General features: G+C 59.7%; 19 protein-coding genes. 3 read left to right on the top strand and 16 right to left on the bottom strand.

Annotation, left to right across the window (positions count from 1 at the left end):
* The first annotated feature begins 77 nt into the window (after positions 1-77).
* Both fliK and ACQKIK_RS12030 read left to right on the top strand, forming a co-directional pair.
* Positions 78-1,601, top strand: coding sequence for a flagellar hook-length control protein FliK (gene fliK / locus ACQKIK_RS12025; RefSeq protein WP_499136109.1), 1,524 nt, complete (start codon positions 78-80; stop codon positions 1,599-1,601).
* Positions 1,598-1,921 (top strand): EscU/YscU/HrcU family type III secretion system export apparatus switch protein, encoded by a 324-nt coding sequence (locus ACQKIK_RS12030; RefSeq protein WP_499136110.1) that lies wholly within the window; start codon positions 1,598-1,600, stop codon positions 1,919-1,921. The genes fliK and ACQKIK_RS12030 overlap by 4 nt, the downstream gene beginning before the upstream one ends.
* Here the strand turns inward: ACQKIK_RS12030 and ACQKIK_RS12035 are convergent.
* The 15 genes from ACQKIK_RS12035 to flhA all read right to left on the bottom strand — a co-directional run bounded on the left by ACQKIK_RS12035 (position 1,902) and on the right by flhA (position 16,725).
* Positions 1,902-2,342: a rhodanese-like domain-containing protein gene (locus tag ACQKIK_RS12035; protein WP_499136111.1), complete on the bottom strand. Its 441-nt coding sequence runs from the start codon at positions 2,340-2,342 to the stop codon at positions 1,902-1,904. The genes ACQKIK_RS12030 and ACQKIK_RS12035 overlap by 20 nt on opposite strands.
* A 146-nt stretch (positions 2,343-2,488) precedes the next feature.
* Entirely contained in the window at positions 2,489-2,902 is a 414-nt protein-coding gene (locus ACQKIK_RS12040; protein WP_241528730.1) for a DUF2802 domain-containing protein, read from the bottom strand.
* 3 nt (positions 2,903-2,905) lie between these two features.
* Positions 2,906-3,385 (bottom strand): chemotaxis protein CheW, encoded by a 480-nt coding sequence (locus tag ACQKIK_RS12045; protein WP_019340623.1) that lies wholly within the window; start codon positions 3,383-3,385, stop codon positions 2,906-2,908.
* 85 nt (positions 3,386-3,470) lie between these two features.
* The gene (locus tag ACQKIK_RS12050; RefSeq protein WP_499136112.1) at positions 3,471-4,295 is read right to left on the bottom strand and encodes a CheW domain-containing protein; all 825 of its coding nucleotides are present in this window, start codon (positions 4,293-4,295) and stop codon (positions 3,471-3,473) included.
* Positions 4,296-4,381: 86 nt separating this feature from the next.
* Positions 4,382-5,170, bottom strand: a complete 789-nt coding sequence (locus tag ACQKIK_RS12055) for a ParA family protein (RefSeq protein ID WP_045425780.1) — start codon at positions 5,168-5,170, stop codon at positions 4,382-4,384.
* A 90-nt stretch (positions 5,171-5,260) separates the two neighbouring features.
* Positions 5,261-6,088 carry a flagellar motor protein MotD gene (motD, locus tag ACQKIK_RS12060; protein WP_064482598.1) on the bottom strand — a complete coding sequence of 276 codons (828 nt, stop codon included), beginning with the start codon at positions 6,086-6,088 and terminating at the stop codon, positions 5,261-5,263.
* Between the two features lie 139 nt (positions 6,089-6,227).
* Positions 6,228-6,968, bottom strand: coding sequence for a flagellar motor protein (locus ACQKIK_RS12065; RefSeq protein WP_045425775.1), 741 nt, complete (start codon positions 6,966-6,968; stop codon positions 6,228-6,230).
* Entirely contained in the window at positions 6,968-8,068 is a 1,101-nt protein-coding gene (locus ACQKIK_RS12070) for a protein-glutamate methylesterase/protein-glutamine glutaminase (RefSeq protein ID WP_045425773.1), read from the bottom strand. Before ACQKIK_RS12070 ends, ACQKIK_RS12065 begins: the two co-directional genes overlap by 1 nt.
* A gap of 47 nt (positions 8,069-8,115) precedes the next feature.
* The gene (locus ACQKIK_RS12075; RefSeq protein WP_499136113.1) at positions 8,116-10,326 is read right to left on the bottom strand and encodes a chemotaxis protein CheA; all 2,211 of its coding nucleotides are present in this window, start codon (positions 10,324-10,326) and stop codon (positions 8,116-8,118) included.
* A 12-nt stretch (positions 10,327-10,338) separates the two neighbouring features.
* Positions 10,339-11,133: a protein phosphatase CheZ gene (locus ACQKIK_RS12080; protein WP_045425767.1), complete on the bottom strand. Its 795-nt coding sequence runs from the start codon at positions 11,131-11,133 to the stop codon at positions 10,339-10,341.
* A gap of 23 nt (positions 11,134-11,156) precedes the next feature.
* On the bottom strand, positions 11,157-11,531 hold the full coding sequence (locus tag ACQKIK_RS12085; RefSeq protein WP_172830728.1) for a chemotaxis response regulator CheY: 375 nt from the start codon (positions 11,529-11,531) through the stop codon (positions 11,157-11,159).
* 117 nt (positions 11,532-11,648) lie between these two features.
* Positions 11,649-12,374, bottom strand: a complete 726-nt coding sequence (fliA, locus tag ACQKIK_RS12090; RefSeq protein WP_045425763.1) for an RNA polymerase sigma factor FliA — start codon at positions 12,372-12,374, stop codon at positions 11,649-11,651.
* 14 nt (positions 12,375-12,388) lie between these two features.
* Positions 12,389-13,219, bottom strand: a complete 831-nt coding sequence (gene fleN, locus ACQKIK_RS12095; protein ID WP_045425761.1) for a flagellar synthesis regulator FleN — start codon at positions 13,217-13,219, stop codon at positions 12,389-12,391.
* Positions 13,220-13,310: 91 nt separating this feature from the next.
* Positions 13,311-14,588, bottom strand: coding sequence for a flagellar biosynthesis GTPase FlhF (flhF, locus tag ACQKIK_RS12100; protein ID WP_499136114.1), 1,278 nt, complete (start codon positions 14,586-14,588; stop codon positions 13,311-13,313).
* A gap of 16 nt (positions 14,589-14,604) precedes the next feature.
* Entirely contained in the window at positions 14,605-16,725 is a 2,121-nt protein-coding gene (gene flhA / locus ACQKIK_RS12105; RefSeq protein ID WP_045431698.1) for a flagellar biosynthesis protein FlhA, read from the bottom strand.
* Between the two features lie 203 nt (positions 16,726-16,928).
* On the opposite strand from flhA, the gene sodC reads away from it, so the two are divergent.
* Entirely contained in the window at positions 16,929-17,450 is a 522-nt protein-coding gene (gene sodC / locus ACQKIK_RS12110; protein ID WP_064482599.1) for a superoxide dismutase family protein, read from the top strand.
* Positions 17,451-17,729: 279 nt separating this feature from the next.
* Here the strand turns inward: sodC and flhB are convergent, their stop codons facing one another.
* On the bottom strand, positions 17,730-18,866 hold the full coding sequence (flhB, locus tag ACQKIK_RS12115) for a flagellar biosynthesis protein FlhB (RefSeq protein ID WP_045425754.1): 1,137 nt from the start codon (positions 18,864-18,866) through the stop codon (positions 17,730-17,732).
* Positions 18,867-18,898: the final 32 nt, after the last annotated feature.

Raw genomic sequence — 18,898 nt, forward strand, 5'->3', positions numbered from 1 at the left:
GGGCGGCGGAATTATACATGCCGAACCCTGGCGCCAAAGACCACAACGTAGAAAGGTTGTAAGAGCATTTAAGTAAGATGACCGAGATCAAAAGCACTCAGGCAATTCCCGCCGCTGGTCCAGCTCGCCCGGCAGTGGCGCCTGCTGACCTCGCGTTGAAATTGCTACAGCCGATGCAGGGACTGCTTGCCGCTGGCGAGAGTGCCGAGGCGGAAGTCATCAGTATCAAGGAGGCGCTGCAGAGCTTTCAGCTGACGCTGCGCCTGACCCTGACCAACGGACGACAGGCAACGGTCGAAACGACCAGCCCGAAGGCTGCCACTCCCGGAGCCGCCCTGCTCATCACCGCCGTGTCCGATTCGCGCCTGATGGCCACGCTGCAGCCCGGCCATCGCCAGCCGCAGAGCAGCATCGATCTTTCGCAACTGCCAATGGGCAGCGTGGTGCAAGGGAAGGTGACGGCCAGCCAGCAGACCCAGCAGGACGGCAAGGTTCTTTTCAAGGTCGTGATCACTCTGCTCAATTCGCCGCTCGCTGGACAGAAGCTCAACGTCGAATCGGCAATGCCGCTCGCGCCGGGCAGCCTGATCACAGCACGCGTTCAGGGCGACCAGTCGTTGGCTTTCGTGCCACTGAGTGGCCGCCTCGATCAGTTGGTGCTGGGTCAACAGCTGACCGCGCAGCATGGCCGCCAAGGCTCAATTGAGGGGCTGCTCAGCGCGCTCGGATCCAGCTCGGCTCTGCCCGACCAGTTGCGCGGGGCAGCCGAGCGGCTGCTCGGCCTGGTGCCGGATATGCAACAGCTTGGCGATACCAAGACGTTGTCGCAGGCATTGGCGCGCAGCGGGGTGTTTCTCGAAAGTAGTCTTCTGCGTGGCGAAGCAAGCAATCTGCCGACAGACATGAAAGCCGCTCTGCTACGCCTAATCGCGCAACTACCGGGCCTGCCGGGTGGAGGGCCGCTAACAGCGGCGCAGGCCGGTGCAAACCTCGGCCAGGCTCTGCCGGCTTTCGCCCGTAATGCACTCGGTGCGCTTGGCCAGCCAAATCCGCGCCAGTTGGCGCAAAACTTCCCTTTGCCGAGCCGACTGCTGCCCAACGCCGATGAAGAAGCCGACCTTGAGATCCTGCTAAAACTGGCCGCGGCTGCAGTGTCGCGGCTACAGACACATCAGTTGTCCAGCCTTGCCCAGACGCAGACCAACCCGGACGGTACCCAAGTCACAACCTGGCAGCTTGAGGTACCGATGCGCGACCAGCGCGATATCGTGCCACTGCAGGTGAAATTCCAACGTGAAGACGAACCTCAGCAGAACCGCAAGGACAAACCGGAAACGCTGTGGAAGGTAGAGCTCGCATTCGATGTCGCTCCCCTCGGCCCGCTGCAAGTCCAGGCACAATTGCTACAGGGCAGCCTTTCGAGCCAGATATGGGCCGAACGCAGCGGTACCGCCGAGCTGATCTCGGCAGAGCTTGACCACCTACGTCAGCGGCTGGTCACGGCCGGGTTGAATGTCGGCGAATTAGCCTGCCGGCAGGGAACGCCGCCTCAGGGGCCGCGTACTTCATTGGATCAACGCTTCGTGGATGAAACCGCATGACCACCAGCACACCGCGCCAGGCCATCGCACTCACCTATGATGGTGCCACCGCACCAACCCTTTCAGCGAAGGGGGACGACGAATTGGCCGAAGCGATACTGGCGATCGCCCGCGAACACGACGTGCCGATCTACGAAAATGCCGAACTGGTTAAATTGCTGGCGCGCCTGGAACTGGGCGATGCGATTCCGGAAGCGCTTTATCGCACCATCGCCGAGATCATCGCCTTCGCCTGGTACCTGAAAGGCAAATGTCCGCCAGGCTTTAGCGGTCCCAAAGACACACCGGACGTCCCGCGACTCAATGGGCCTGGGCATTAAGCGTTGCGATGCTGTTGATCTGGCCCTTCTCCTGAGGAAAATCAGCCAGCATCCACGCGAAATAGCCTTCTCGGAAGTAAAACACCTGCTGGTAACCCCACGCGACCGCGAGGCGAACCGCCTCGGCACTGGCCGGACAGACCTCGCTGTTGCAGTAGACCACCAGGGGGACGCTTCTTGGCCATTCGGTCCGCGACAGTTCGAAGAACTCACGCGCTAGACTCATGTGCACCGCGCCTTCAACGTGCCCCCAGGCCCACTCGTGCCGCGGGCGCACGTCGATGAACACGGCGCCAAGCGCATGGAGCTGCCGAGCCTGGTAAACATTGACGGTCATTGCACCGTTTACTTGCGGCGGCGCTTCCGCTGCGCAGAGCCAAGCAGGGCTCGCCAGCAGGCACAGCATTAGAATGCGCAGCATCACATCCTCCTTGCCCTCGGGCACAGGGCTGCACCAGACATGGCGAAACCTTGTCCAGTTTGGAGGAAGCAATAGTCATATCGTTCACTGCCACGGCCAGAGGGCCGACGGTTGTCACCGGAGGGCGGCGACACACCTTCCTGGCACTAATCAGGATTGCGGCGCGCCTGATGCAACTTGCGCATCAGCTCGGCTTCGGACTGGGACAGACCGCAGGATTGCGTCAGATCATCGACGCTGGCACCCATACCAACCAGTTTGGCCGCTTGGGAAAAGGAGAAATTGTTCGGATCGCGCTGCTCGAGCTGGCCCAGCTTTTCTGGCAACGGGGCAACGATGCGCGACAGCTCATGCAGGTCTTTGCCCATCCGAACGTTGCTTTCCAGGTAGTTATCCAGCCGGGTGGTGAGCGCCTTGATGCGCTTGTCACGGGCAGCGTCTGCGAGCGCTTGCGTTTCTGCCTGCTGTCGCTGGCGGCGGAACAGCCAGATGCAGCAGCCGAGCAATGCGAGGCAGCACAAGGCAAGCGCAACGACCGCCGCTACCAGCGACGCGATCATGTTTCAGATGCTCTCAAGTTCCGCCCATTCTTCTTCGCTCATCATCTTATCCAGTTCGACCAGAATCAGCAGCTCATTGTTCTTGTTGCACACGCCTTGGATAAACTTCGCGGATTCATCGTTACCGACGTTCGGTGCGGTTTCGATCTCCGATTGGCGCAGGTAGACCACCTCGGCAACGCTGTCGACCAGGATGCCGACCACCTGGCGGTCTGCCTCTATGATGACAATACGAGTGTTGTCCGATACCGGCGCCGTGTCGAGACCAAAGCGCTGGCGCGTATCGATCACCGTAACGACGTTGCCGCGCAGGTTGATGATGCCCAGCACATAGCTGGGCGCACCCGGCACGGGGGCGATTTCGGTATAGCGCAGCACTTCCTGAACCTGCATCACGTTGATGCCATAGGTCTCGTTATCCAGACGGAAGGTTACCCATTGCAGGACCGGATCATCGGAACCCTGTGCGGAAGTCATCTTCATAGCCCCACCTCTTCATGTACCGCACTGGCGGTTGATTCTATCGGTTACTCGGGGCGCTTACGTGCCCCTCTGTTTGTTCAAGTCGTTACGACGGAACGCCCTTGAGATGTCGGGTCGCTCCACTGGCGATTAGCTCGGCGAGCGCGGTCACGTCCACCAGCGCACACATGTGGTCAATCACCGTCCCGGCGAGCCAAGGGCGCTGAGTACGCTGAGTGCGCCACTTCACTTCTTTCGGGTCCAGACGAATCGAGCGGCTGACCTGGTGTACCGCCAGCCCCCACTCATAGCCCTGCACCGAAATTACATACTGAAGTCCGTCGCGGAAATCATCGCGATACCGCTCAGCCATCACCCAGCGTGCGGTATCCAGAACTTTCAGATTGCCAGCCTGGCTCGGCAAGATGCCGAGGAACCAGGCCGGCTGGCCGAACAACGGCGTCAACTCCTGCCCGGCAAGCGGATAGATCGAGCCGAGACTGACCAGCGGCACCGCCAGCGTCAGCCCGGCCACGTCGAACAATAGGCACTCGAACGGCTCCTCGCCCCACTCTGGCTGGCGGCTCAGGATCGCTGGCGGACCGCCCGGCGCCTGGCCCTGCGACTCAAGAACAGCAACGGGTTCGACTGGTACAGGCGGCGCTTTCGCGGGTAACTCGGGTGGCAATTCGAGCAACGGCTGCGCCTCGACTATCACCGGAACGGCAACAGCTTCGGGTTCGGGCGGAGTAACCGGGCGCAGCGCAACCACCCGCTGTGTATCGCGCTGTTGCTCCTCGAGCACAGCAGCCTGAAACTCGTCTGCACTGACCGATTCGGCCAATCCAATGACGGCGTCCTGCAACAGGGCGTCGAGATATGACTGCAGCGTCTGTTGCGATCGGCTTTCTTTAAGAACGGTACTACTCATGGAACCAACTCGCGCGAACCCACTGGATAGGCTATCGGCCGCACCCATGTCGAACTTGAACGGCGAACGCGGCCGTACGTCGTCATTCAGGCCACCTGCGGCGAAGCTTGAGCCGCCAGAAGTGTTTTGAGCAGCGCGCGATAGGCGAGCACGCCCCGGCTGCTCGGATCATGCTGGGACGGCGTCAGGCCGGCACGACTGGCATCGCGCAAACGTGTATCGATCGGAATGAAGGCTTGCCAGAGGTTGTCCTGGTAGCCATTACGCAAGACCCTGAGTGTGCTCATCGAGGCTGCAGTGCGGCGATCAAACATCGTCGGCACGATGGTGTAAGGCAAGGCCTGCCGGCGCGACCGATTGATCATGCTCAGCGTGCTGACCATCCGCTCCAAGCCCTTCATGGCCAGAAACTCAGTCTGCACCGGAATGATCAACTGCTGGCTGGCTGCCAGCGCGTTTACCATCAGGACGCCAAGCAGCGGCGGGCTGTCGATGATGGCGTAGTCGAAATCCTGCCAGAGCTGAGAAAGACTCTTGGCGATGACCAGACCGAGACCGTTCTGGCCGGGGGACTGACGCTCCAGCGTCGCCAGTACCGTGCTGGATGGCAACAGGGAAAGGCGCTCATGACTAGTCGGCAGCAGCAGTTGCCAAGGCAAACCCTCGGGAACCGTGCCCTGGTGCTGGAACAGATCGAAGACGCTGTGATCGAGGTTATCCGGGTCATGACCGAAATAGCTCGTCATCGAGCCATGGGGGTCGAGATCCAGCGCCACGACCCGCTTGCCCGAATCGGCCAGCAAACCGGCGAGTGCTATGGAGGTAGTGGTCTTGCCCACTCCACCTTTTTGATTGGCTACAGCCCAGACTCTCATATGTGTCTTTCCATCCGGATCGAACCAGACCGGGATCGGCCGTCTCGGCCTTGGCCGGCGACGGAGAATTGACGACGCCGCGAGCGGCACCTAACGATCAGAAGGAACAGCACGTTGTGTGCCAGGTTGCGGGGCCACCCCGACAGGTCGAGCATTCCCACTTCCCACGCCACTGACGCTGCGGCGAACGTCCAGGTTGCGTGAAACAACCAGAATCACCCGACGATTACGCGCCCTGCCCTCGGCGGTCGAATTATCCGCAATGGGTTGAAATTCGCCGTAACCCACTGCGGCCAGGCGTGCCGGGTCGACACCGTCGGCCGCTAGCATTCGCACCACACTGCCTGCACGTGCGGCGGAAAGCTCCCAGTTGGTAGGAAACTTTTCGGTGTTGATCGGCAGGTTATCGGTGAATCCTTCGACATGGATGGGATTGTCGAAAGGCGCCAGAATCCCGGCAATCTTCTCTAGCAGATCGAACGCATGATCGTTAGGCAACGCATCGCCGCTGGGAAACAGCAGGCTCGAATTCAGTTCGATTTCAACCCAGAGCTCGTTGCCGCGAATCGTCAGTTGCTTCGAATCGATCAGATCGGCAAAGGCCGCCTGCATGCTCTGCATGATGCTTTGCAGCGGATCGATTGGCTGCTGAGACGATTGCGGCTCGTCGATCTGAGATGCATCCGGCTGCGTGGTGCGTGGTCTCTCTTCACCGATCGGAATCGGCTTGACCGCTCGGTCGACCTGATTGAAAACGCCTACCAACGAATCGGACAGAATCTTGTATTTGCCCTCGTTGAGCGAAGAGATCGAATACATCACCACGAAGAAAGCAAACAGCAGGGTGATGAAATCCGCGTAGGACACCAGCCAACGTTCGTGATTCTCTGGCTCTTCGTGAGTGCGGCGACGGGCCATTCAGATGCCTCCAGCGTTTAGCGCGCAACTCATCGAGCTAGGCTTTTCAGAGCCTGAGCGGATGATCGTCTTGACTGGAGCCTTTTCCATCTTCGTTCCCAGGACCGCAGCGGCAAGGGTGCCGTTGGCATTCCGTCAGTTAATCGATGAAACCCTGGAGCTTCATTTCGATTGAACGAGGGTTTTCTCCTTCGGCAATCGACAGAACGCCTTCGAGCAACATTTCGCGATAAGCGGTCTGCTTCTGCACCACGCTTTTGAGCTTGTTGCCCATCGGCAAAACCAGCAGGTTGGCAAAGGCCACACCGTAAATCGTGGCAACGAATGCAACCGCAATACCACTGCCCAGCTGACTGGGATCGGCGAGATTGCCCATGACATGTATCAGCCCCATCACCGCGCCGATGATGCCTACCGTGGGCGAATAGCCACCCATGCTCTCGAATACTTTCGCCGCCCTCAGATCGCGGGTTTCCTGCGTGTACAGGTCAACCTCGAGAATGCTGCGAATCACTTCCGGCTCAGCACCATCGACCAGCAGCTGCAAGCCTTTGCGTGCGTAGGGATCAGGCTCAGTTTCGGCGATCGGCTCAAGCCCCAGCAAACCCTCCTTTCGCGCCGTTGCACTCCAGCTCGTGACCAAGCTGATACCACGGACCATGTCGATACGCGGGGGAAACAAAATCCACCCCATCACCGACATCGCTCGCATGAACACCGCCATTGGCGTCTGCAGCAGCACGGCACCGAGCGTACCGCCGAGCACGATCAGTGCGGCCGGGCCATTGAGTAGCGCCGACACATGCCCGCCTTCGAGGAAGTTACCTCCCACAATGGCAACAAACGCAAGGACCAGCCCGATCAGGCTGAGTACATCCATCAGATGCACGCCTCGCTCAAATGGCGACCGATGTCATCGAGCCCGTAGACAGCATCGCTGAGGTTGGCCTTGACCACTGCCATCGGCATCCCATAAATCACACAACTGGCCTCATCCTGCGCCCAGACCTGGCTGCCGCTCTGCTTGAGCATCCGCGCGCCTTCACGGCCATCAGCCCCCATACCGGTCAGCACGACCGCCAGTACCTTGTCTCCGTACGCCTTGGCGGCTGATCCAAAGGTGACGTCGACGCAGGGCCTGTAGTTGAGGCGTTCGTCGCCCGGCAGGATACGCACCGTACCTCGCCCGTCGACCATCATTTGTTTGCCGCCCGGCGCCAGCAGTGCCAAGCCTGGACGTAATAGATCGCCGTCTTCGGCCTCCTTGACGCGGATCTTGCAGAGCTTGTCCAGACGTTCGGCGAAGGCTTTGGTAAACGCGGCCGGCATGTGCTGGATCAGCACGATAGGCGCCGGAAAATTGCCGGGCAGCTGCGTTAGCACGCGCTGAAGCGCCACCGGCCCACCAGTTGAAGTGCCAATGGCGACCAGCCGGTACGATTTCCGACGAGGCGCCGAAGCCGGCGCCGTATGGGCGGGCGTCGTATGCCGGGCAACAGGAGCCGTGCCCGACACGACGCTAGCTGACCGGGGGCCCGGCACCGTAGCAGCCGGAGCGACACTGGTACTGCTGAAGCGGCGATTGCTGCGAGAAATGGAGTGAACCTTTTCGCAAAGCAGTTGCTTGACCTTGTCCGGATTTCGCGAGATGTCCTCGAAGTTCTTCGGCAGAAAGTCGACGGCTCCCGCATCCAGCGCGTCGAGTGTGACCCGTGCGCCTTCGTGGGTTAGCGATGAGAACATCAGTACGGGTGTTGGACAGCGCTGCATGATTTGCCGGACCGCGGTAATGCCGTCCATCATCGGCATCTCGTAGTCCATCGTGATGACGTCCGGTTTCAACGCCAGCGCCTGGTCGATTGCCTCGCGCCCGTTGGTCGCGGTTCCGATCACCTGGATATTCGAATCTGAAGAAAGGATCTCCGATACACGGCGGCGGAAAAAGCCGGAATCGTCCACCACCAGGACCTTGACTGCCATAAACAACTCCTAGCGGCAGCGGTCCGTGAAAAACCGCTGCCTACTGATCAGATCCGGCGTGCGTAACGCTTAAGCATGCTCGGGACATCCAGGATCAAGGCGATACGACCGTCGCCAGTGATAGTCGCACCGGACATTCCCGGAGTGCCCTGCAGCATCTTGCCCAACGGCTTGATCACTACCTCTTCCTGCCCCACCAGCTGATCGACGACGAAGCCGATACTCTGGTTGCCGACGTTGAGGATCACCACGTGCCCTTCACGTTGCTCTTCGAGCTCGGCACCGCGCACCAGCCAGCGCTTGAGATAGAACAATGGCAGCGCCTTGTCGCGAACGATCACCACTTCCTGACCATCAACCACGTTGGTACGGGACAGGTCGAGGTGGAAGATCTCGTTAACACTGACCAGCGGGAAAGCGAATGCCTGGTTGCCCAGCATCACCATCAGGGTTGGCATGATCGCCAGCGTCAGGGGCACTTTGATTACAACGCGTGAGCCCTGGCCTTTGTTGGAGAAGACGTTGACCGTGCCGTTGAGCTGCGAAATCTTGGTCTTGACCACGTCCATGCCAACGCCGCGGCCGGACACGTCGGAGATCTCCGTCTTGGTCGAGAAGCCCGGCGCAAAGATCAGATTGTAGGATTCCAGATCGCTCAGGCGATCGGCGGCGTCCTTATCGAGCAAGCCCTTCTCTACCGCCTTGGCGCGCAGAACATCTGCATCCATGCCTTTGCCGTCATCGGTGATCAGCAACAGGATGTGGTCGCCTTCCTGTTCGGCGGAGAGCACGACCTTGCCGGTGCGTGGCTTGCCGGCAGCTTCGCGCTCTTCCGGTGTTTCGATACCGTGGTCGACTGCGTTGCGCACCAAGTGCACCAGCGGATCAGCCAAGGCTTCGACGAGATTCTTGTCCAAGTCGGTTTCTTCGCCGACTAGTTCCAGATTGATTTCTTTCTTGAGGCTGCGAGCCAGATCACGGACCAGACGGGGGAATCGACCAAAGACCTTCTTGATGGGCTGCATGCGCGTTTTCATCACGGCGCTCTGCAGGTCAGCGGTCACCACATCGAGGTTGGACACGGCCTTGGCCATGGCCTCGTCGGCGCTGTTGGAGCCCAGGCGCACCAAGCGGTTACGCACCAGTACCAGTTCACCCACCATGTTCATGATTTCATCGAGCCGCGCAGTGTCGACTCGAACGGTGGTCTCAGCTTCACTCGCCGGCTTCTCCGGAGCTGCAACAGGCTTGGATGCAAGCTCCGCTTTCGCCGGGGCAGCAGCCTTGCTCGCTACGGCATTTGCTGCCGGTTTCGCTGGCGCAGCCTTTTTCTCGGCAGGCGCGGCAGCCGGTGCGGGCTTGGTGGCAGGCACAGCTGCAGCCGCGACTGGCGCGGCCGCATCGGGTTCAAACTTGCCCTTACCATGCAGCTGGTCCAGCAGCGCTTCGAATTCGTCATCGCTGATGTCATCGCCACCCGCCGCGGCAGGCTTGTCAACGGACCCGGCGGGGGCTGCAGGCGCAGCGGCAACCGGTTCGGCGAACTGGCCTTTGCCATGCAGTTGATCGAGCAATGCCTCGAATTCGTCGTCGGTAATCTCGTCGCTGGCAGACTGTCCCGCCACCGCAGCAGCAGGAGCGACCGGAGTCGATTGCTGCTCCGTCGCGAAATGACCCTTTCCCTGGAGCTGATCGAGCAGCGATTCGAACTCCTCGTCGGTAATTTCATCTGGGGCGTTTGAAGACGGCGCCTCGGCAGATTCGTCTAGCGCGCCAAGGAACTGTTCGAACTCGGTGTCGGCGGTCGTAGCGGGCTCAGACTCAGCCTGAGTCTCGACAGACGCTTCGACTATGGGCTCCTGCGCTCCGGCCGGCTCGGCCAAACGGGCCAGCGCTGCCAGCAGCTCGGGCGTCGCCGGGGTTACTTCGGTACGCTCGCGCACCTGGCTAAACATTTCATTGACGGAGTCCAAGGCCTGCAGCACGACATCCATCAATTCCGAGTCGACGCGACGCTCACCCTTGCGCAGGATGTCGAAGACGTTTTCAGCGATGTGGCAGCACTCCACCAACTCATGCAGCTGGAGAAACCCGGCACCGCCTTTTACCGTATGGAAACCGCGAAAAATCGCATTGAGCAAGGCTGTGTCATCGGGGCTGCTTTCCAGCTCCACCAGCTGCTCTGACAATAGTTCGAGAATCTCGCCGGCCTCTACCAGGAAATCCTGGAGGATTTCTTCATCGGCGTCGAAGCTCATATTTAACTTCCCCTAAAAGCCCAGGCTCGAAAGCAGATCATCAACGTCGTCCTGCCCGGATACGACATCTTCACGTATATCGGCATGCATCTGCGGACCTTCACCATTGGAAGGCTGTTTTTCTTGTTTTTTCATTTCCTGCTCGGCGCGCATCGCGTCGCGGTCGTGCTGGATGCCCGCCACGCGGTCAACCTGGCCGGCCATCAGCACCAGATTAAGCAGGTTACTTTCGAGTTCGGTAATGAGCCGGGTCACTCTTTTGATCACCTGACCGGTAAGGTCTTGGAAATCCTGAGCCAGCATGATTTCGCTAAGGTTCTGCGACAGCTGACTGCCATCGTTCATGCTGCGCTGGAGAAACTGGTCGATGCGCTTAACCAGCTCACGGAACTGCTCAGCGTTCATATCGCGCCGCATGAAACGCTGCCAATCAGCAGTGAGGCTCTGCGCCTCGTAACTCACGTAATTGACCAGGGGCGCCGATTCTTCAACCAGGTCCATGGTGCGGTTGGCCGCTTTCTCGGTCATCTCCACCACGTACGACAGCCGATCAGTCGCATCGGTGATCGGTGACGGATCCCCCCCGGTGGCACAGGTATCCATCTCGAGTTTTACGATGGCGTTGTGCAGCTCGCGTGTGAGCTTGCCAACTTCCAGGTAGATCCCGTGATTGCGCGCCTGATTGAGCTCATTGAACATCTGCGTCGCTTCGTCGAAACGACCCTGTTGCAGACTTTCAATCAATTGGGGTGCGTGAGCCTTCAGAGTTGCTTCGAACTCTGCCAGGGTTTGGTCTGCTTGCGTCATAGTGCCCTCGCGGCGTTACTGCTTCAGCCGTTGACGCGCTCGAAGATCTTTTCGATCTTCTCTTTGAGCACTTGAGCCGTGAATGGCTTGACCACGTATCCGTTAACGCCAGCCTGCGCGGCTTCGATGATCTGGTCGCGCTTGGCTTCAGCGGTCACCATCAACACCGGAAGGTGCTTCAGGCGTTCGTCAGCACGCACCGCGCGCAGCAAATCGATGCCGCTCATGCCGGGCATATTCCAGTCAGTGACGAGAAAATCGAAACTGCCGCTCTTGAGCATCGGCAGAGCGGTAGTGCCGTCGTCCGCTTCGGCGGTGTTGGTAAAGCCCAGATCGCGCAAGAGGTTCTTGATGATCCGTCTCATGGTCGAAAAGTCGTCGACGATGAGGATTTTCATGTTCTTGTCCAAGTACACCTCCGTAAATCCCGAATCGAGACCTGCTCACGGTCTGTTTGCGAGCCTCATGAATGAAGCTCGTAAGCGGTCTCTAATGCTTTTGTCGCAAACCGGTCGTTAACGCGCGCGCCACTCGCCAAGACGAGCCCGCAGACGGGCCGCGCACTGACTGTGCAACTGGCTCACCCGTGATTCACTGACGCCCAGTACCTGACCGATTTCCTTCAAGTTCAACTCTTCGTCGTAATACAGCGAAAGCACCAACTTTTCACGTTCGGGCAGGTTACTGATGGCCTCGGCCAACGCCTGTTGGAAACGCTCGTCTTCAAGATCGCGGGACGGTTCCGGATGGGTGCTGGCTGCATCCTCCTCGAACTCCCCGTGCTCGCCTTCCTGAAGCAGATCATCGAAGCTGAACAGGCGGCTGCCCAGGGTGTCGCCCAGAATGCCGTAGTACTCATCGAGACTCAATTTAAGTTCGGCCGCAACGTCCTGATCTTTAGCGTCGCGTCCTGTTCTAGCCTCAATTGCCCGAATCGCCTCACTGACCATGCGCGAGTTTCTGTGTACCGATCGCGGCGCCCAGTCACCTTTGCGCACCTCGTCGAGCATGGCGCCGCGGATGCGGATACCAGCGTAGGTCTCGAAACTCGCCCCTTTTCCGGCGTCATATTTTTTTGACGCCTCCAGCAAGCCGATCATGCCGGCCTGCATCAGGTCGTCGACCTGCACGCTTGCCGGCAAACGCGCCAGGAGGTGATAGGCAATGCGCTTGACCAGCGGTGCGTACTGATCGATGAGTTGATATTGCGAGTCTTTAGCCTGAGCTTTGCTGTAATACATACCGAATCCAGCCGCTATTGTTCGTTAGGCTCTGCGGCGGGCCTAACCAGGCGCTCCACAAAGAACTCCAGATGACCGCGTGGCGTTGCCGGCAACGGCCAAGTGTCCACCTTCTGCGCGATAGCCCTGAACGCCAGCGAGCACTTTGCACGCGGGTAGGCCTCGTAAACGGCACGCTGCTTCTGCACGGCCTTGCGCACCGCTTCGTCATATGGGATGGCGCCGACGTACTGCAGCGCCACGTCCAAGAAGCGCTCAGTCACCTTGGTCAGCTTGGCAAACAGGTTGCGCCCTTCCTGCGGCGCATGGGCCATGTTGGCCAAGACCCGGAAGCGGCTGATGCCGTAGTCACGATTGAGCAGTTTGATCAGCGCATAGGCATCGGTGATTGACGTGGGCTCATCGGTGACCACCAGCAACACTTCCTGCGCGGCGCGAACAAAGCTCACCACACCGTCACCAATGCCAGCGGCGGTGTCGATGATCAGCACATCGATATCATCGCCGATGTCGCTGAAAGCCTGGATCAAACCGGAGTGTTGAAGCGTCGACAGCTGCACCATGCTCTGAGTGCCGGAAGCGGCCGGAACAACACGTATGCCGCCCGGCCCCTGAATCAGCACATCGCGCAGGTCACATTCACCGGAAATGACATCAGCCAGGGTGCGTTTTGTCGTCAGGCCGAGCAACACGTCGACGTTAGCCAGACCAAGGTCGGCATCGAGCAATACCACTCGACGCCCGAGATCGGCCAGCGCCAAGGCCAGATTGACCGACACGTTGGTCTTGCCGACGCCACCCTTGCCGCCGGTCACTGCAATAACCTGTACGGGATGCATACCCATTTTCACACGCCTATCTCTTGCTGGAGCCCTTGGGCCATCGATGCGTTCAGCGGGAACGCGTCTTCTTTGTGTGTCTCTCGGAGCATTGCGTTCATCCGACCTTCCTAGAACCGTTGTACAGATCGGAGAACATGTCAGCCATGGTTTCCTCGCTAGGAGCCTCTTCCGATTGCAGGCTCACCGCGCGGCTGACCAACTGGTGACTGCGTGGCAGATGCAGGTCATCAGGAATGCGCGGCCCATCAGCGAGGTAAGCGATGGGCAGGTGCTGACTGATGATAAGACCAAGTACGTCACCCAAGCTCCCGGCTTCATCCAGTTTAGTCAGAATGCAGCCAGCCAGCCCGCAACGACGGTAGTTGTGCCAAGTTGCCTTGAGCACCTGACTCTGGCTAGTTGCAGGCAGGACCAGATAATTCTTCGCTTTGATGCCGCGGTCCGCCAGGGCCTCGAGTTGCACCTTCATCATCGAGTCACCCGCTGGCAGGCCGGCGGTGTCGACAAGAATCAGGCGCTTACGGGCTAGCGGCGCCAAGGTTTTGCTCAACGGCTGGCTGGGGTCCAGCTGAATGACCGGGACGTCGAGAATCCGTCCCAGGGTTTTCAGCTGTTCCTGAGCACCGATGCGGTAGTTGTCCATGCTCGCCAAAGCGATGCTTTGCGGGCCGTGCTTGAGCACGTAGCGCGCGGCGAGCTTGGCCAGGGTAGTGGTCTTGCCTGCGCCGGCCGGACCGACCAAGGCAATCACGCCCCCCTCCTCCAGCGGCTCGATCTTGCTGACCTTGATTGATTGCGCCAGATACGCCAACAGCATGCGCCAGGCCTGGCGTGGCTCCGATACGGTCGAAACCTTCTCCAGCAAAGCGCGCGACAGTTCGGCTGGCAAGCCAATGCGCTGCAAGCGGCGCCAGAGGCCAGCCTGTTGAGGACGGCGGCTCTGCTCCTGTCCCCAGGCAATCGAACCAAGCTGCACTTCGATCAGTTCGCGCAGCCCCTGTAGCTCTGACTGCATCGCCTCGACCGCACGCGTCTCGAACGACGAACTTGCGGCAACCGGAGCTGCTTGGGCAGCCGCTGCCGGCTTTTCGTCAAGCAGCTGACGATCCTGGCCGACCGAACCACGCGATGGCGCGCTCATTTCGGCATGCGCGCTGGCAAGACGAGCCTGAGTCTTGCGCAGCTCGGCTTCCAGGGCCGGGTTCGGCTGCTTCGCCGCCGCCGACTCCATCGGATAATCAAGCACTGCGGTCAACTCGACGCCGCCAGCGACCCGACGGTTTCCCGTGATCACGGCATCGGCGCCCAGCTCGTCACGAATCATCTTCATGGCGATACGCATGTCGGCTGCGAAGAAACGTTTGACCTGCATGGCCTGTAGCCCTCAGTTAATTCTGACCCACCGTCGAAACGATGGTGACCTGCTTGTTATCCGGTATTTCTTGATAGGCCAGGACATGAATGTTCGGTACAGCGAGCCGGGCGAATCGCGACAGCATCGCGCGGACCGGACCTGCCACCAGCAAAATTGCCGGCTTACCTAACATTTCTTGACGCTGTGCCGCTTCTACCAGAGAACGTTGCAACTTTTCGGCCATTCCCGGCTCGAGGAGGATGCCATCTTCCGAACCTTGTCCTGCCTTCTGAAGGCTATTGAGCAATATCTGTTCCAATCTGGGCTCAAGCGTGATGACAGGCAGCTGCGGCTCAAGCCCGACAACGTTTTGCACAATTGCACGAGACAGCGCGACACGTACCGCAGCCACCATCGCGGCGGGATCTTGACTCTTGGCGGCAACGTTGGCGATAGCCTCAGCGATGGTTCGGATGTCACGCACCGGCACCTGCTCCTGCAGTAGCGCCTGCAGCACTTTGAGCAACGTAGACAGCGAGATCATCCCAGGCACCAGCTCCTCGGCAAGCTTGGGTGAGCTCTTGGCCAGCAACTGCAGCAGTTGCTGGACTTCCTCGTGGCCGAGCAGTTCATGGGCATGCTTGTGCAGTATCTGGTTGAGGTGGGTCGCCACCACGGTGCTGGCGTCCACCACCGTGTAGCCGAGCGATTGCGCCTGATCGCGCTGGCTGGCCTCGATCCACACTGCTTCCAGGCCGAAGGCCGGATCCTTGGCGGCGATGCCGTTGAGCGGACCGAACACCTGACCCGGATTGATCGCCAACTCACGATCCGGATACACCTCTGCTTCCGCTAGGCTTACACCCATCAGCGTCAAGCGATAGGCGTTGGGCAGCAAGTCAAGATTGTCGCGAATATGCACCGACGGCATTAAAAATCCGAGGTCCTGGGACAGCTTCTTGCGCACACCCTTGATTCGAGCTAGCAGCTGTCCACCCTGGTTGCGGTCGACCAGCGGGATGAGCCGGTAACCGACCTCCAGACCAACCATGTCCACCGCTGTCACATCATCCCAGCCCAGCTCTTTGGTCTCGGCGGTGCGCTGGGCAGGGAGCATTTCCTGCTGCTTCTGCACGTCCTGTTCGGCCAGTTGTTTGACCTGCCTCTGGCGGTGCCATATCCAGTAAGCGGCGCCGGCTGCAGCTCCACCGAGACCAAGAAAGGACATGTGCGGCATGCCAGGCACCAAACCCATGGCGATCATGATGCCTGCCGAAACCGCCAGTGCTTTCGGCGATGCGAACATCTGCCGGTTGATCTGCTGCCCCATGTCTTCGGAGCTGGTGACACGGGTCACCATGATGGCTGCAGCGGTCGACAGCAACAGCGACGGTATTTGCGCCACAAGGCCGTCGCCAATGGTCAGAAGCGCATATACCTGGCCTGCGTCGCTGAAACTCATGCCGTGCTGCACCATGCCAATGCCGACACCGCCGATCAGGTTGATGAACAGGATCAGCAGTCCGGCGATGGCATCACCACGCACAAACTTGCTCGCACCGTCCATCGAGCCATAGAAATCCGCCTCGGAGGCGACTTCGACCCGGCGCAACTTCGCTTCGGTTTGATCAATCAAACCGGCGTTGAGGTCGGCGTCGATGGCCATTTGCTTGCCTGGCATGGCATCAAGGGTGAAGCGCGCGCTAACTTCGGAGATTCGCCCGGCACCCTTGGTGACCACGACGAAGTTGATGATCATCAGGATCGCGAAGACAACGATACCGACGACGTAGTTGCCGCCGATTACTACGTTACCGAAGGCCTCGATCACATGGCCCGCCGCCGATCCGCCCTCATGGCCGTTGATCAGCACCACTCGCGTCGACGCCACGTTGAGCGCGAGACGCATCAGCGTGGCGACCAGCAGAATCGTTGGGAACACGGCGAAATCCAACGGCCGCAATGCATAGACGCTGACCAGCAGCACGACGATCGACAAGGCGATGTTGAAGGTGAACAGCAGATCCAGGAGGAACGGCGGCACCGACAACATCATCATGCCCATCATCACCAGCAACAGCAGCGGCACACCCAGGTTGCCCCGCCCTGCGCCCGCTAGACCATTGCCGAAATTGATGAGTTGCGTGCGATCCACGTAGACCCCGTCAGACAAGAACAAAGAATTGACGCGAAAACGCATCCTGTTCGAGCTATAGCAAGAAGGAGTCCAATTTTGATCCCGCATCGATACCGCCCCACCAGGCCATAACGGGCCAATCGAACGCGCCTGGGCTGAGGCAGTCAGACAGTCGACGGGTGGCGTGACGCCGCCCTCCTTCAGTCAAACAGGAGCGTGCTATGAAACAGTGGTTAATCGCCGCAATGGCTAGCTGCGCCGCGGTTGGCGTACAGGCCGAAACCCTTTCAGTCGAAATGAACAAGGTCAACGATCAAGGCGTTGCCAGCTCTGTCGGCACCGTGAAGATCGAAACCACCGACCAGGGTCTTGTATTTCGTCCGAATCTGTCTGGCCTAAACGCGGGTGCGCATGGCTTCCACGTCCACGCCAATGGCAGCTGCCAGCCCGCGGAGAAAGACGGCAAGCAGGCCGCAGCCGTTGCAGCCGGCGGCCACTGGGATCCGAAGAATGCTGGCAAGCACGGCGAACCTTGGGGCGAAGGCCATATGGGTGATCTGCCGGTCCTGATAGTTGACGCCGAAGGCAAGGCCAACCAGCCAGTCCTGGCGCCCCGCCTGAAAAGCCTTGGCGATCTCAAAGGCCACGCACTGATGGTTCATGAAGGCGGCGACAATTATTCTGATGAACCCAAACCGCTAGGCGGTGGCGGTGCTCGGGTCGCCTGTGGCGTGATCGAGTAAAGCGGCTTCAGGCTTCGTCGGGGTTGGGCTTCTGCGACCCGGTTCAGATTCGAATTGGTGGGCTGAAGCCCACCCTACCGGGTACAAGTCGAATGATGACCGTCGTAGGGTGGGCTTCAGCCCACCAGCCCGGTAGGACGGCTCAACCCGCCAAGAAGATGAACACGGAGGCGACGGCGGACTAACCTACCGGAAGGCACCCACGCCCAACGTTCCAACGTTCCAACGTTTCAAACCTCGAAACATCAAACTTCATAGAGAGAGCGCACTTCCACTCGATCATTCATCGCGGCGCAAGTCTGGCGGAATCGGCAGGCTGCTCAACGGATCTGGCCGCTTGCCCTTGCCGGAGCGGTACTGGCGTAGCTGATACACGTACGCCAGTACCTGGGCCACAGCTAGGTACAGCCCCGCTGGAATTTCCCGGTCGAGTTCGGTTGAGTAGTACACCGCTCGGGCCAGAGCAGGGGATTCGAGCACCGTCACCTTATGCTCGTTGGCAATTTCGCGGATTTTCAAAGCGACGAAATCCCCACCCTTGGCCACGAGCATCGGCGCCCCGCCTTTGCTGCCGTCGTATTTCAGCGCTACGGCGAAGTGGGTCGGGTTGGTGATAACCACATCGGCGTCAGGGACGGCCTGCATCATCCGGCGTTGAGCGGCATCACGTTGCAGCTGCCGAATCCGCGATTTGACTTCGGGCTTACCCTCGCTGTCTTTGTACTCGTCGCGCACCTCCTGCTTGGTCATCATCAGCTTCTGCTTGTTGTCCCAAAGCTGGAAAGGGACATCCACCGCGGCAATCAGAATCAGCCCGCAGGCCATCCACAGTGCACACCATCCCACCACCTCGACACTGTGCATGATGGCCAGATCCAATGGCTGTTTGGCGATCGACAGCAGATCGTCCTGATAGGCACTGAGTACGGCAAGCGCCACCATCAGCACCACGACAAACTTACCCAGCGCCTTTAGCAGCTCGACCAGCGCTTTGGTCGAGAACATCCGTTTAAGGCCCGGCCCGGGGTTCATACGGCTGAACTTGGGCGCCATCGCCTTGGCTGAAAAAAGCCAGCCACCCAGCGAAATCGGGCCGATGATCGAGACGAGCAGCAGCACGATCAGCAGCGGCATGATGGCTTCCAGCGCAATCATGCCGCTGCCCATCAACAGCCTCACCATGGAGCCTTCGTCCAGCAGGGTTTCGCGGCTGAGTTCGAAGCTGCCCTGCATGATGGCCATCAGGCTGCCGGCCAGGCTGCCACCAGACGCCAATAAACCGCCAATACCACCCAACGTCACCGCCACGGTGTTCAATTCACGAGAGCGGGCCAGCTGGCCTTTCTCACGGGACTCACGGATGCGTTTCTCCGTGGGTTCCTCGCTTTTATCGGCACCGCTTTCGCTCTCAGCCATGTACGGCCTCCGCCAGCATTAAGGAACGAATC

The organism is Pseudomonas sp. NPDC047961 (assembly GCF_050272435.1).
Taxonomy (GTDB): domain Bacteria; phylum Pseudomonadota; class Gammaproteobacteria; order Pseudomonadales; family Pseudomonadaceae; genus Stutzerimonas.

Excerpts from the sequence above, each read along its gene's own strand:
- flhB (WP_045425754.1), bottom strand. The coding sequence starts at position 18,866 with ATGGCTGAGAGCGAAAGCGGTGCCGATAAAAGCGAGGAACCCACGGAG.
- ACQKIK_RS12055 (WP_045425780.1), bottom strand. The coding sequence starts at position 5,170 with ATGAGAGTCTGGGCTGTAGCCAATCAAAAAGGTGGAGTGGGCAAGACC.
- motD (WP_064482598.1), bottom strand. The coding sequence starts at position 6,088 with ATGGCCCGTCGCCGCACTCACGAAGAGCCAGAGAATCACGAACGTTGG.
- ACQKIK_RS12070 (WP_045425773.1), bottom strand. The coding sequence starts at position 8,068 with ATGGCAGTCAAGGTCCTGGTGGTGGACGATTCCGGCTTTTTCCGCCGC.
- ACQKIK_RS12040 (WP_241528730.1), bottom strand. The coding sequence starts at position 2,902 with ATGATCGCGTCGCTGGTAGCGGCGGTCGTTGCGCTTGCCTTGTGCTGC.
- flhF (WP_499136114.1), bottom strand. The coding sequence starts at position 14,588 with ATGCAGGTCAAACGTTTCTTCGCAGCCGACATGCGTATCGCCATGAAG.
- ACQKIK_RS12035 (WP_499136111.1), bottom strand. The coding sequence starts at position 2,342 with ATGCTGCGCATTCTAATGCTGTGCCTGCTGGCGAGCCCTGCTTGGCTC.
- fleN (WP_045425761.1), bottom strand. The coding sequence starts at position 13,219 with ATGGGTATGCATCCCGTACAGGTTATTGCAGTGACCGGCGGCAAGGGT.
- ACQKIK_RS12075 (WP_499136113.1), bottom strand. The coding sequence starts at position 10,326 with ATGAGCTTCGACGCCGATGAAGAAATCCTCCAGGATTTCCTGGTAGAG.
- ACQKIK_RS12085 (WP_172830728.1), bottom strand. The coding sequence starts at position 11,531 with ATGAAAATCCTCATCGTCGACGACTTTTCGACCATGAGACGGATCATC.
- ACQKIK_RS12065 (WP_045425775.1), bottom strand. The coding sequence starts at position 6,968 with ATGGATGTACTCAGCCTGATCGGGCTGGTCCTTGCGTTTGTTGCCATT.
- ACQKIK_RS12080 (WP_045425767.1), bottom strand. The coding sequence starts at position 11,133 with ATGACGCAAGCAGACCAAACCCTGGCAGAGTTCGAAGCAACTCTGAAG.
- fliA (WP_045425763.1), bottom strand. The coding sequence starts at position 12,374 with ATGTATTACAGCAAAGCTCAGGCTAAAGACTCGCAATATCAACTCATC.
- ACQKIK_RS12050 (WP_499136112.1), bottom strand. The coding sequence starts at position 4,295 with ATGAGTAGTACCGTTCTTAAAGAAAGCCGATCGCAACAGACGCTGCAG.
- ACQKIK_RS12030 (WP_499136110.1), top strand. The coding sequence starts at position 1,598 with ATGACCACCAGCACACCGCGCCAGGCCATCGCACTCACCTATGATGGT.
- fliK (WP_499136109.1), top strand. The coding sequence starts at position 78 with ATGACCGAGATCAAAAGCACTCAGGCAATTCCCGCCGCTGGTCCAGCT.
- sodC (WP_064482599.1), top strand. The coding sequence starts at position 16,929 with ATGAAACAGTGGTTAATCGCCGCAATGGCTAGCTGCGCCGCGGTTGGC.
- ACQKIK_RS12045 (WP_019340623.1), bottom strand. The coding sequence starts at position 3,385 with ATGAAGATGACTTCCGCACAGGGTTCCGATGATCCGGTCCTGCAATGG.